The organism is Bacillus sp. FJAT-49711, assembly GCF_018343715.1.
Lineage (GTDB): Bacteria > Bacillota > Bacilli > Bacillales > Bacillaceae_C > Lederbergia.
Window position 1 is genome coordinate 729,517 of sequence record NZ_JAGYPL010000001.1, and the last position, 13,623, is coordinate 743,139.

Annotated in this window: 13 protein-coding genes; 8 read left to right on the forward strand and 5 right to left on the reverse strand. The window is 36.8% G+C overall.

Annotated elements, in window-relative coordinates:
- Positions 1-140: 140 nt before the first annotated feature.
- Positions 141-857, reverse strand: coding sequence for a TPM domain-containing protein (locus KHA96_RS03685; RefSeq protein ID WP_213127926.1), 717 nt, complete (start codon positions 855-857; stop codon positions 141-143).
- A 141-nt stretch (positions 858-998) separates the two neighbouring features.
- On the opposite strand from KHA96_RS03685, the gene KHA96_RS03690 reads away from it, so the two are divergent.
- Positions 999-2,276, forward strand: a complete 1,278-nt coding sequence (locus KHA96_RS03690) for a molybdopterin molybdotransferase MoeA (RefSeq protein WP_213127927.1) — start codon at positions 999-1,001, stop codon at positions 2,274-2,276.
- Positions 2,246-2,770 (forward strand): molybdopterin-guanine dinucleotide biosynthesis protein B, encoded by a 525-nt coding sequence (mobB, locus tag KHA96_RS03695; protein WP_213127928.1) that lies wholly within the window; start codon positions 2,246-2,248, stop codon positions 2,768-2,770. Before KHA96_RS03690 ends, mobB begins: the two co-directional genes overlap by 31 nt.
- Here the strand turns inward: mobB and KHA96_RS03700 are convergent.
- The 3 genes from KHA96_RS03700 to KHA96_RS03710 all read right to left on the reverse strand — a co-directional run bounded on the left by KHA96_RS03700 (position 2,731) and on the right by KHA96_RS03710 (position 5,832).
- Positions 2,731-3,279, reverse strand: a complete 549-nt coding sequence (locus tag KHA96_RS03700) for a Gx transporter family protein (RefSeq protein ID WP_213127929.1) — start codon at positions 3,277-3,279, stop codon at positions 2,731-2,733. The two genes, mobB and KHA96_RS03700, sit on opposite strands and share 40 nt — an antisense overlap.
- A 20-nt stretch (positions 3,280-3,299) precedes the next feature.
- Positions 3,300-3,725, reverse strand: coding sequence for a NusG domain II-containing protein (locus KHA96_RS03705; protein ID WP_213127930.1), 426 nt, complete (start codon positions 3,723-3,725; stop codon positions 3,300-3,302).
- Positions 3,726-3,966: 241 nt separating this feature from the next.
- Entirely contained in the window at positions 3,967-5,832 is a 1,866-nt protein-coding gene (locus KHA96_RS03710) for an FAD-dependent oxidoreductase (protein ID WP_213127931.1), read from the reverse strand.
- 362 nt (positions 5,833-6,194) lie between these two features.
- Between KHA96_RS03710 and pplA the strand changes: the two genes are divergently transcribed.
- From pplA to KHA96_RS03740, 6 genes are all read left to right on the forward strand, one after another.
- The gene (gene pplA, locus KHA96_RS03715; RefSeq protein WP_213127932.1) at positions 6,195-7,094 is read left to right on the forward strand and encodes an extracellular electron transfer flavoprotein PplA; all 900 of its coding nucleotides are present in this window, start codon (positions 6,195-6,197) and stop codon (positions 7,092-7,094) included.
- Positions 7,095-7,288: 194 nt separating this feature from the next.
- Positions 7,289-8,335, forward strand: coding sequence for an FAD:protein FMN transferase (locus KHA96_RS03720; protein WP_213127933.1), 1,047 nt, complete (start codon positions 7,289-7,291; stop codon positions 8,333-8,335).
- An 18-nt stretch (positions 8,336-8,353) separates the two neighbouring features.
- Positions 8,354-9,169 (forward strand): energy-coupling factor transporter ATPase, encoded by an 816-nt coding sequence (locus KHA96_RS03725; RefSeq protein WP_213127934.1) that lies wholly within the window; start codon positions 8,354-8,356, stop codon positions 9,167-9,169.
- Entirely contained in the window at positions 9,160-10,017 is an 858-nt protein-coding gene (locus KHA96_RS03730; RefSeq protein ID WP_213127935.1) for an energy-coupling factor transporter ATPase, read from the forward strand. Before KHA96_RS03725 ends, KHA96_RS03730 begins: the two co-directional genes overlap by 10 nt.
- A complete protein-coding gene (locus KHA96_RS03735; RefSeq protein ID WP_213127936.1) occupies positions 10,014-10,811 on the forward strand; it encodes an energy-coupling factor transporter transmembrane component T family protein in 798 nt (265 codons plus the stop codon). The genes KHA96_RS03730 and KHA96_RS03735 overlap by 4 nt, the downstream gene beginning before the upstream one ends.
- Positions 10,812-10,896: 85 nt before the next feature.
- The gene (locus KHA96_RS03740; RefSeq protein WP_213127937.1) at positions 10,897-12,126 is read left to right on the forward strand and encodes an MFS transporter; all 1,230 of its coding nucleotides are present in this window, start codon (positions 10,897-10,899) and stop codon (positions 12,124-12,126) included.
- 429 nt (positions 12,127-12,555) lie between these two features.
- On the opposite strand, the gene KHA96_RS03745 is transcribed toward KHA96_RS03740, so the two are convergent.
- The gene (locus KHA96_RS03745; protein ID WP_213127938.1) at positions 12,556-13,446 is read right to left on the reverse strand and encodes a YitT family protein; all 891 of its coding nucleotides are present in this window, start codon (positions 13,444-13,446) and stop codon (positions 12,556-12,558) included.
- Positions 13,447-13,623: the final 177 nt, after the last annotated feature.

The following is a 13,623-nucleotide window of genomic DNA, read 5'->3' on the forward strand; positions in this document are numbered from 1 at the left end:
TGTTGCTATTCCTTCTTAACCATATTTTGTTGGCCGTTGCACACGAATATTTTGAGGCTGAAAATTTGCTTTTGAATAAGTGGGAACTGGAGCCTGTTGTATGACAAAGGCTGTCTAAAGACAGCCTTAGCCTTATACTCTTACACACGCGAACGCCTTCTGCGCTTGCGTTTCAGAATTTTACGGACTATCACAGCAACCAACCTTAAAATGGTCAAAGTAACTGCGCTTCCTAAAAAACGATAATCTAAATAAATGATGCCAAGAACCACAAAAATAAAGATAATAAGAGATAAGATCCCACTTCCATCATTATACCCATATTCGAAGCTTTCGGTTTTTACTTGCTTATTGATGCCATATTCATCAGCGACCTCATTAAAAAGTTTTTTATACGTATTCGTTATTGCTTGCGCTAGTTCGCTTTTTTCTAAATACGGCAGTGCATGAGTGTCCAATATTTTCCCGAGATTTTTATCAGTCAGCTTTTTCTTTAGAGCGGATCCGACTTCAATATAAATTTTACGGTCATTTAACGCAAATAGTAAAAGGACCCCGTTATTCTCATCATTTCTCCCTAATTCATACTCATCATAAGCATTTGCAGCATACTCTTCGACTGGAATGCTTTCAAGAGAGTGAACGGTTAATATTGCCAATTGCGCTTCGGACTCCTTGTCCAAATATGTACCGAGTTTTATTAATTCTTTCTTTTGAGTCGAGGTTAATATATTTGCAAAATCTTGAACATATATATCACCGACAGGATTAGGCACTGTATCCGCAAATACTTGCTTATTTGGCAAAAATAGAGCTATTAATATTACTAAAATTATAAGGAGATGCGCCTTTTTCATCAATCCCCATCCCTTCAAAAACAATACGTATATTTTATAATATTGAACGTTGATTGTCACTTCTAGCTAAACTCTTAATTAGTGATATAAAATTGAAGATGGTACAATGAAAAAAATGTCGTATATCGGAGGTAATGAACAATGGTTGAACGGAGAAAACCGATATGGGTAAAAGATGCAATTGAATATGTAATGAAGTACAAAAAAAACGGTGGGGTTGAATTTATTTCATTGGATGATTGTGATGGTAGATTTCTAGCTGAACCTCTAATTGCCGATCATGATGTCCCGCCATTTGATCGCTCTCCTTACGATGGCTTTGCTCTAAGATCCAATGATACAAAAGATGCATCTAGAGATACTCCACTTACTTTTCAAGTAATGGATGAAATTGGAGCAGGGCAGGTAAGCCATCACCATATCGGGCATATGGAAGCTGTAAGAATTATGACTGGTGCTCAAATCCCAAAAGGTGCAGATTGTGTCATGATGTTAGAGCTGGTGCAGGAAGAAGAACAAAGTATAACAATCAAACGCTCCCTAAATAAAGGAGATAATATTTCTTTCCAAGGTGAGGACACGAAAAAAGGACATTCGCTTATCGATAAAGGGGTAGCTATTAATCCGGGTATTAAGGCTTTGCTAGCAACATTTGGTTATAGTAAAGTGAAGGTATCCAGTCGCCCTCTAATTGGGATTATTGCAACTGGGAGTGAACTATTAAATCCGGAAGAGGAGCTAGTTCCTGGTAAAATTCGCAACAGTAATGGATATATGATAGAATCCCAAATTTTACGTGCAGGTGCCCAGTATAAACGGTATGGTTCAATCTCAGATAACTTGGACAAACTGTACGAAACAATTAAACAAGCTTTAGAAGAATGTGATATTTTGATTACGACCGGTGGAGTTTCAGTAGGGGACTATGATTATTTACCAGAAATCTATCGACGACTTGAAGCGAATCAATTATTTAATAAGATCGCAATGCGACCAGGAAGTGTAACGAGCTGCGCAGAAAAAGAGGGTAAGTTATTGTTTGGTCTCTCAGGAAATCCATCTGCATGTTATATCGGATTCGAATTATTTGTTCGTCCTTATATTCGTTATTGGCTTCATTCAGAAAAACCATTTTTGCGCACAATCACTGGTACATTAAAAAAAGATTTTCCTAAACCTAACCCGTTCAGTAGATTTGTTCGAGGTAAGATAGTATATGAGAACAGTGCTATTTTTGTTGAGCCAGTAGGTTTAGATAAATCAGGGGTTGTTACATCTTTAGCATGGGCAGATTGTTTAATGATATTACCGGGAGGAACAAGGGGTTACATGAAAGGAGATCAAGTAGAACTATTATTGCTTGATGATCAACAAGGAAGTGAAATGCCGTGGGTGGAAGCAAAGTTTTCCAAATCGTAGGATACCAAAATAGCGGAAAAACGACGTTGATGGAAGAATTAATAAAATCAGGCAAAGCCAAGGGCTTGCAAATTGGGACAATTAAGCACCATGGACATGGCGGGACACCATTTTGTCCTAATTCTGATAAAGATTCGAATCGACATAGTCTTGCGGGAGCGGATATTTCAAGTGTCGAAGGGGAAGGTACTTTACTTATAGAAGCAACGAATAATGAATGGGGGCTTAATGATATTATTAATGTTTATCATCATTTTAGTCTCGACCTCATACTCGTTGAAGGATATAAAAAATCTTGTTATCCAAAAGCCGTTTTAATTCGAGATGAGAAGGATCTTTTCTTACTAAATAGTCTAACGAATGTAAAGGCTGTAATTAGTTGGATTCCTATTCCGAATGAAGAGAGCAAGACCGTTTTTTTACATAAACAATTAAAGGATTTTATTGACCACTTTTATAATGAGATTTTTTCTGAATTAGATTCTTGTAAATAGTGGTAATAATGTAATTTTTCAATATGTGTTAGTAAGTAATTAGCGAAAACACCAATGGCAATCCCAGATAAGATCCCGATAAAGGATAAAATAGGTAAGTAAAGAAGAACAGTCCAAGTTTGTGCAATCCAACTCGCAATCACGAGTTGCCCGACGTTATGCAGGATGGCTCCCGTTACACTAACCCCGATAATGCTAATTCGTTTTGGACCGAGTTTTTTTACTGACCACATTCCGAAAAAACTTAAAATAGCTCCAGATGCCGAATACATAAAGGTGGAAATGGTTCCACCGAGCAAGGTTGATAAAACGAGACGTGTAAAGACGACCTTTCCTGCATCTTTCGCCGACAATGTGTATAACGCCATACAAGTAATAATATTGGCCAGCCCTAATTTGGCACCTGGGGCAAATGCGAAAGGGAAGGGAATGGCCCTTTCAAGCAGACTGATGATAACAGCTTGGGAAGCTAATAACGCTATATAAACAATTCGTTGATTTTTTGTCATCGTTATTGCCTCCCATTTTGTTACGAACTAATTATCATTTCTTCTGAAGGTTCGTGTTGAGGATCAATAGCTTTAATTTCAATCACCAATTTATGTGGCAAACATACAATTGTTTGTCCTGGTTTTGAAATAGCTCTTGTTCTAACGCAAATTTGATCTGAGCAATTTGCGCTTTTAATTCGAATGTGATCATTTTTTACTTCAATCACATTAACATCAGAATCATGATCAGCAATTTCAAAAATTTGTGTTCCTGTATGACTAGAAAGCTCAATTTCTTTTACAATTTCTTTATTGACTGTAATAACAGCAATATACCGAGAACTGGCTTCCATTTTATTTGCTTGTTGATAGCTAAAAATTGAAAATGGTAAAAAGGAAAATAGAATAAGAAGGATAATCATGATTAAATCCCATTTTTTCATCATCCGAAAAAAATCTCTCATGCCTAGTTCCTCCTTGCCATTATACAGACTCTCGGAATTTCCGAGTTAGATGGCACAAGGTTTTCTTGTGCCACTTTTATCTCTCCCTACTATTTATTAATAGGAAGATCGTTAACTTTTTAATCTACATTCAACATGCACTGTTAATTTCGGCTTCAGGCGGACACTTTCCGAAAAGCGAACAACTGTATCGGAAATCAACCATGCACCAACATTTTACAGAAACTAATATGAATTACATTTAGAGGTCTTTATAAAAGCCCCTAACGTTTCCGTACCACCAGCTGCCTAATCTTTTTTGTAAATAGGGGATTACCCAATAATCTAACCCTAAAGTTCGGCCAGATCCATTTAATAATGCGATGGAAGCAGGGAGTGCCCAAATTTTATCCCATCCCAGCATTGCACTAAACGTAAACATAATAAGGAATCCCGTACTCATAAAACTTGCTAACCAAGTAAATAATCCAAAAAGAATAGCTAGGCCGATCGCCAATTCGATAAACACCATCATCTTTTGCATAAAGATTGCTACTTCAGGAGTTGGAAGCATAATTTTCATAATCCACTCAAACCAACCCGGCATATGGCTTAAAATTGGAGTAGCCCAATCGCCAGATGCTGCTTCACTTGCTCCAGTTGTTGCTGTTTGCAGCCAGTCGAATGGCATAGTAACCGTATTGCCTGTTAACCAAGAATCTTCACCAATACCTTTGAAAAGCTTTGGTAATGTAGAGAAACTAGCAGTTGCTTCTTTCCATCTTTCATGACCCCAAATTTTGGCACCCGCTTCAGCAATCCAAAATCCGCCAACCATTAAACGGAGAGGGAAGCTCCACAAAACATTTCCGTATCGAGTGGAAGTATTTCTAAAAATATTCCGTTTATCTTTCGTATGAAAAAATTCATGCATGATATATTGGAACATATAATATCCGCTTCTTATTCCGAAGAAGTAATATAGATTCACCATATGTTTCATGAAATTAGCAAACCAGCCGCTTAAATGGATGCCACTTAAATTGGCTACCCCGTATCTTGCGCCGATGGATACCATTACACCATGGTATTTTCCTTTATAAGCTCGTTTTTCTCCGCCAGTAATTTCAGCAATAATACTGTTGGCAGCAGTCCCGGCTGTTTGTTCGGCCGCTTCTACTATTTGAGGAGTTGGCTTGCCAGGTTCTTCTTCAAAATAGGCTAAGTCTCCAACAACATATACATTTTCTAATCCTTCAGCTTCCATATATTGATTGACTTTTAATCTTCCTGCACGACCAGCAGACATTCCATAATCCTTTGTATCGGAATTAGCTTGAACACCCGCTGTCCAAATTAATGTATGAGTTTTTATAACATCTCCTGAATCTAATAAAACAGAATCGGCTTTTACTTCAACGATAGGGGAGCTTTTCAAAACCTTTACTCCATTTTTAACTAAATATGCTTCAGCTTTATCAGCACCTTTTCGATCAAGCATGTTCAAGATTGTTGGTGCTGCTTCAACCACATATAAGGTTATATCATTTTCATCTACTTTATAATCTTTCGCTAAACGAGTCTTCCATTCTAGCAATTCACCGATCATTTCAATTCCAGTAAAGCCAGATCCGCATACTGTAAAAGTTAACATGGCTCGACGGATTGCATCATTATGAATGGAAGCTGCTTTACGTACCGTTTTTTCAATATGTTCTCGCAGTTTAATAGCATCTTCCCAAGACCAGAGGGTGAAGGCGTGATCAGCGACACCAGGAGTGCCAAAATCATTTGGTTCACCGCCCATGCCTAGTATAAGGTAGTCAAAATGATACGTTCCATGCTCGGTTGCTACACAATTTGTTTCATAATTAACTTGAGTCACATTATCTGTCACTAATTTAACTTTTGTACGATTGAATAATCTTCGCAAATCAAATTGAATTGCATCCGGTTCAACACGGTGTGCCGCAACCTCATGCAGCTCGGTCATCATTGTATGGTAGGAATGACGATCAATGAGAGTAATCGAAACTGATTCATCCTTCTTAAATTTTTTTGCAAGTTTTTTCGCCGCATGAACCCCGGCATACCCAGCACCAATGATTACGATATCTTTTTTGGCCATTTACATGCGCCCCCTTTATATTATGTCAACACTACTTGTGAAATAGTGAGCATGCGCAAGTGGAGACTGGGAATAATGGCGAAACTCACTACTATAAAAATTGTGAACTAATGAGCAAATGCATTCTCAATAGTTTGTGAAGTGTTGAACATTTGTCTTTAGTTTACAATGATTCTTTATAACTGTCTATGGTTTTTATTAAAAATGATAAAAATTCTTTTTTTCACAACCTCTTAAAAAGAATAGACAGATCGAAAACGAAATGTTAAACTAAAGGCGAAATAATGTGAAACGTTTCACAAATATTTACAGATAAATGTGAAATAATTCACATTATAAAAATAAAAAGGGTGGGACAAAAAATGAAAAAGATGCCAAAGCTAATAACAGTGGTCGCATCAGTAACATTATTATTGGGAGCTTGTGGAACTTCTAGCGCAACAGTAAAGAAAGATGAGGGAAGCAAGAGTTCATCCAATGGAGAACCGGTAGTTAAGGTGGTTGCTGGTGCGGAAATGCAAGATGGAGAGTACACGTTAAAAGAAAAGGATTTTGACGATCATGGTTGGAAAGCATCAATGGGAATTGTTGTGAAGGATGGCAAGATAAGTGAATCGAGCTATAACTATGAAGATGAAAAGGGAAATCTAAAATCAGAAGATGAAGGATACCAAAAGAGCATGTCTGAAAAAACGGGTGTGGGTCCAAAGGAATTCATTCCACAACTGAATGATGCATTAGTAAAAAGTCAAGATGCACAAAAGGTAGACGTTGTGACAGGAGCAACTCATTCTTCTGAAACCTTCTTAAATTATGCACAGCAATTGATTCAAGCTGCACAAATAGGTGATACAGCTACAATTGAAATTGATACGAAAGCGTCATTAAAGGATGGCGAATATTCATTAGCCGAGAAAAATATTGGATCTACAGGATGGAAAACCTTTATAAACATGACAGTTAAAGATGGCAAAATAATCGAATCCGATTATAACTATTTAAATAAAGACGGGGAATTAAAAACGAATGACGAAGGCTATCAAGAAAAAATGACAGAAAAGTCAGGAACTGGTCCACAAGATTATATACCTGCCTTGAATAACGCGCTAGTGGAAAAGCAAAATCCAGCTGAAGTGGATGTAGTGACAGGTGCTACACACTCTAGCCATACATTCAAATTGTATGCCGCTCAGTTAATAAATGCCGCCCAAAAAGGCGATACATCTAAAATTGAAATAGATAACTATGTTTATAGTGAGTAAATGATCAAAAACGGCTAGCCTTTGAAGCTGGACGGAAACTTTCTTTTGAAGGGTATCAATAAAGATCCAAAGCTTGCTTAACTTAATTTTAAAAAGGGGTTGTCCGACATGTTGAGCCAGGCATCTGCAAATTCAGGGCCTACCCAATTAGTGATCGGGCAACCCCATGTCCTTTTCTGAAAGGTTGATAGATAATGGTTAATAAAAAAATATACGTCATTTGTCTACTCGTTATTATGATCTTAGCTAGCTGTGGGCAAACGAAAAAATCAAGTGTATTAACTAGCCCATATAAAGAAACAGAGTTTTTAATGGGGACAGTAGTGACTGTAAGGATTTATGATGATGGAAAAAAAGCAACTCTAGATCCAGTATTCAAACGTATTAAAAGATTAGCTGATCAAATTACAGTTAATGAGCAAGGATCTGAGATTGATGACATAAACAAAAATGCTGGTATTAAAGCGGTGAGTGTATCAGAGGATATATTTAAGCTGATTGAAGCTGGAAAAAAATATAGTGAAAAAGCGAATGGATCATTTGATATTTCGGTTGGACCGTTAACCTCTCTTTGGCATATTGGTTTTCCAGATGCTAAGAAACCAGACAAGGAAGAAATTGAATCGACTTTGCCATTAATAAGTTATAAAGAAATTGAATTGAATAAGGAAGATCAAACCATCTTTTTAAAAGAAAAAGGAATGCAGCTGGATTTAGGTGCTATTGCAAAAGGTTTTATTACAGATGAAGTTGTGAAAGTTCTTAAAGAACATGATGTCGGAACTGCGATAGTTGATTTAGGAGGAAATATTTATGTTATGGGAAAAAACCCTACTGGAAAGGATTGGACTGTTGGGATTCAGGATCCTTTTTCTCCAAGAGGGGAAATAGTAGGGAAAGTATCAGAATCAAATAAATCAATCGTGACATCCGGTATTTATGAGCGGTTTATAGAAGTGGATGGAATTAAGTACCATCATTTACTTAACCCGAAAGATGGCTATCCGTTTAATAATGATGTTGCAGGTGTTTCCATCATATCTGATCAATCGATAGATGGTGACGCACTTTCAACAGTTGTTTTTTCAAAAGGCATTAAAGATGGGATGAAGTTTATCGAAGAAATAAAGGGTGTAGAAGCCATCTTTATCAGTACGGATAAAAAAATCTATGCGACATCAGGGATAAAAAAAGAGTTTGAATTAACAAATAGTGAGTTTCGGATGGGAGAGCTCGACTAGACGCAGGAGGGCAGGAAGATGTCAGAACCTATTTTGGAAGTGGAAAATATTACATTCCGATATGATATGAGACAAGAAACAGAAATATTAAATAATGTAACATTTTCTGTCAACCGGGGAGAGTGGGTTGCCATTATTGGTCATAATGGTTCTGGAAAATCAACATTAGCAAAAATCCTAGTCGGTTTATTAACACCCGAAAAAGGGCGTATCCATATCGCAGGGATAGAAATGAAAGAATTCTCAAAATGGGATGCAAGGCGTCGAATTGGGCTCGTATTTCAAAATCCAGAAAATCAATTTATTGGAACTTCCGTACAAGATGATGTCGCTTTTGCTTTGGAAAATATGAATCTATCATATGAAGAAATGAAAAAAAGAGTAGAAGATGCATTGGAAGCTGTTGACATGTCTAGTTTTCGTTTACATGATCCTTCACATTTGTCTGGCGGACAAAAGCAGCGGGTTGCAATTGCAGGAATTCTGGCTTTAAGGCCGGATGTACTTCTATTAGATGAAGCACTTGTCATGTTAGATCCAAGAAGCAGGCGTGAGCTTATTTCCATTTTACGACATTTAAAAACAAATGAAGATATTTCCATCGTATCGATTACACATGACATGAATGAAGCAGCTGCAGCTGATCGAATAATTGTAATGAAAGAAGGAAGAGTCGTATGCAATGGTTCTCCGAAAGAAGTGTTTTCCAACAATCATATTGAAGTGGAAATGCCAATAACGGAGCAACTAAGACAAAAGTTAATAAATAGAGGGAGAAAAGTGCCTGACCATTATATGACGGAAGAAGAGATGGTGAAATTTTTATGGAAATAGTATTTAACGATGTATCAGCAGATTTTCAAATAGGGCCGATTCGAAGTCCGCTCGTTCTTCACGCTATTAATATGAAAATAAAATCAGGTTCTTTTACAGCCGTCGTTGGACATACTGGCGCGGGGAAATCAAGTTTATTAAAGGCAATGAACGGTTTGCTCATTCCGCATGAAGGAAGAGTGTTAGTTGGAAATATGATCATTGATCGGAATATAAATAAAAAAGACCTAAAAGGAATACGTAAAAAAGTAGGAATGGTTTTTCAGTTTCCCGAATCACAGTTATTTGCAGAAACTGTCGAAAAAGATATATGTTTCGGTCCAACAAATTTTGGAGTCTCCAAAAACCAAGCGAAAGAGATTGCGAGAAACGTTATAAAAATGGTAGGTCTAGAAGTTGATATATTAACTAAATCGCCATTTTCCATTTCTGGTGGACAAAAGAGACGTGTCGCATTAGCTGGAGTATTAGCCATGAAGCCAGACATACTCATTTTGGATGAACCTGGAGCCGGTTTGGATCCACATGGAAAAAAAGAAATTTTAACTCTGCTTAAAAATTGGAATCAAAATCACGGATTGACAATCGTTTTAGTAACGCATGATATGGACGATGTAGCACTTTATACTGATGATATTATTATAATGGAAAAAGGGAAAATAGTTGTTCATGATGAAACACGGAAAGTATTCTCTAATAATGAATTATTGAATCGATATTCTCTCGATGTTCCTGATGCGAGAAGACTACAGCTTAAAATTGAGGATGAAATTGGAGTGAATTTCCCTTATATTTGTTTATCCGTTGATGAACTAGCTGATGCATTAATCGAGGCTGATGTCGTATGAATAAATTGATTTTAGGCCGCTACTTTCCAGGTGATTCCTTATTGCATCATCTTGACCCAAGAGCTAAACTCATTGCCGGATTTTATTTCATTACCATATTATTTCTGGCGAATAATTGGCAAACATATGTGTTTTTATGGTTATTTACATTTTTAGTCATGCATCTATCTGGCGTACACGTAAGAATCTATTTTCGAGGACTTAAACCACTAATTTGGCTCATTTTATTTACTGTCTTTTTACAAATATTGTTTACTGCCGGCGGAGAAATTTATGTAGAATATGGAATTATCACCATCTCACAATTTGGATTAATAAATGGTTTTTATATATTTTGCCGTTTTGTTATGATTATTTTCATTTCGACTGTCATAACATTAACTACGAAACCTATAGATCTAACTGATGGAATTAATCGTTTGCTAAGCCCATTACGGTATTTAAAAATTCCTGTCGATGAATTGTCATTAATGTTATCTATATCATTGCGGTTTATCCCAAATCTTCTTGATGAGACTCAAAAAGTGATGGATGCGCAAAGGGCGAGAGGAACTGAGTTCGGGGAAGGGAGTTTAATTCAACAAATGAAAACACTTATCCCGATATTTATCCCACTATTTGTCAGTTCATTAAATCGAGCAGAGGATATGGCAAATGCGATGGAAGTTCGAGGATACCGATCAGGTGAGAAAAGATCCTCATTTCGGAGGCTAAACTGGCGCCGAAATGATACAATCGCTATTTTCATGATGTTATTATTGACGATATGCTTAGCTTATTTACGAACAAATTAAATAATTGTGAGTGTTATTACTAGAATGGTATTGTATAATTACATACATACCATTTTTGTTTTTTACTAGAAAGAGAGATGTATATATGAGTACAGCGAAAGCAATAAAAGCACCAAAAGCAACGCAGCAAATGGCGACCGTTTACGGGATTTTATTCGCAATAAGCGGTGGTCATCTTTTTAATGATGCTATTCAATCTGTTGTACCTGCTATGAATCCGATTTTTGAGAAAACATTGAATTTATCTTATGCACAAATTGGGTGGATTGCATTTGTTTTGAATATGACTTCTTCTGTTATGCAGCCAGTTTTAGGTTATTTTGCAGATAGAAAACCTTCGCCATTTCTCTTACCTTTCGGAATGTTCTTAAGTATGGTCGGTCTCATTGGATTTGGACTATCTCCAAATTTCTATGTAATTTTAGCATCGGTATTTTTTATCGGTCTTGGATCGGCTGTGTTTCATCCAGAAGGTTCCAGGGTTTCATACATGGCTGCTGGAACAAGAAGGGGATTGGCACAATCTATTTACCAGGTAGGAGGAAATTTTGGACAATCGCTAGCACCTATATTTACCGCTTTTATTTTTGTACGCTTCGGTCAAAAAGGAGCACTTGGATTCACTTTAGTGGCTGTAATGGGAATTTTACTTCTATTAGTAGTGTCTAACTGGTATAAATCACAGCTTAAAACTGAGGCATTTATGCCTACTAAACAAAAAAAAGGAACAAATGGAACACCTATTCATCCGAAAATAAAAGCGGCTATAGGATTGCTCGTCTTCTTAGTTATAGCCCGTTCATGGTATTCTGCTGGCATCGGCAACTTTTATCAATTTTATTTAATAAAGGACTATGGACTTACGATTAAAGAAGCACAATTATACGTATTTATTTTCATGTTTGCCGGTGTACTTGGGACTTTTTTGGGGGGGCCGCTTGCGGATCGATTCGGGATGAGAAATATCATCTTTATTTCGATGGCGGGAGCTGCTCCACTTACATTAATTCTGCCATACGTATCACTTGGTTGGGTTATCCCATTATTCTTCCTTATCGGTTTTATCATTACATCCAGCTTTAGCGTAACAGTCGTCTACGCTCAGGAACTTGTTCCAAAAAAAATCGGAATGGTATCCGGTCTGATTGTAGGATTCGCTTTCGGAATGGGGGCTGTCGGTGCAGTATTTTTTGGGACTCTTGCAGATATATTTAGTATAAAATTTGTTATGATCATATGTAGTTTCCTGCCAATCATTGGGGTATTAACATGGTTATTGCCAAGTGATAAAAAGGTTAGAGAATTAAATTCTTAATCAAAGAGCTGCCTAATCGACAGCTCAGATTGTCGATAAAAGCCATCGAGAGTTCCACATCTCGGTGTCTTTTCATTTTTAAATGGAAGTGTAGGGGAAAGGCGCTCCAATCAAATAGATTGAGTCTTACTCAAGATAGTTGCAAGTTCAACTTGCTAATTTTTTTATGTTCATGACACAAAAAGTAAGCATCCACTGCATAGAGAACTTCTTTAATGCCCCTTAGAGTTGTCTAGCGCATACTATGCTTTTCTTTTGCATCCGCAAAGACTGTTTTATGGACTCTTTTCAGCGAGAGTATATTTCTTTTGTATGATGAAAATCATCAGTCTTTCCAACATAACCTTTCGAAGTCTGATGTTGTATTAAGTTCTGGTGATGTTTACTTTGAGTACTACAGTCTAAGCTATAAAATGGATAGCCTTGTATTTAATGTATATGCTTTTTCTTAAATCTTCCCCCACGCACCTCTGAAATATTGGCAATCGCGAGAAATGCGCTGTTGTCGAGTTCCTCTATTATTGATTTTAATTTTGCTTCTTCCAGTCTCGTGAGCACACAAAAAATGACTTTTTTATCATCACCCGTGTATGCACCTTCTCCTTTTAAATAAGTAACACCACGCCCAAGTCTTGCTAAGATGGCATCGCCAACTTCCTCTGCTTTGTCCGTAATGATCCAGGCAGATTTCGATTCATCCAATCCTTCTACGACAATGTCTATCACTTTAAAAGCGATAAAATAAGTAATAATAGAATACATTGCTCTTTCCCAACTAAAAACAAAACCTGCGGTAGTAAAAATAAAGAAATTAAAAAACATAATGATTTCACCGACTGAGAAAGGGAGTTTATTATTTAGTAAAATTGACAGCACTTCAGTTCCGTCTAATGATCCTCCGTAGCGAATGACGATACCAACACCCATCCCGAGAATAATACCGCCGAAAACAGTATCTAATAATAGGTCTTCCGTTACGACAATCATATTGTGAAGAAGTATGGATGTAACAGATAATATGAAAATTCCGTATAAAGTCGTCATAGCGAATGTTTTTCCAATTTGTTTGTAGCCAATATAAATAAATGGAAGATTGAGTGCAAAGATAATAATTCCTAAACGCCAACCTGTAAAATGGGCTATAATGATGGATATTCCTGTGATTCCCCCGTCCAATATATGGTTGGGTACGAGGAATAATTCGAGAGCAACTGCCATTAATGCAGCGCCGATTGTTACGAAGAGGGCTCGAAAGAAAAGTATTTTCCTAGGTAGTTTTTTATGTTTTATTGTCCTTACAAATTGTTCAGCATCGTTCATATCCTCATCCTTTCTAGAAAAGCGCGAGCTCTTAGCTTTACAAACTTCTGGTCCTTTAAAATATCGTGGGGAAAAAGAGAAGAAATTTGCTATTCATTATACTGAGCTAAACACTACTAATATTTATATAATATTATTATAACTCAAATATTTTTCAGTAGAAAAATATTTAATCTC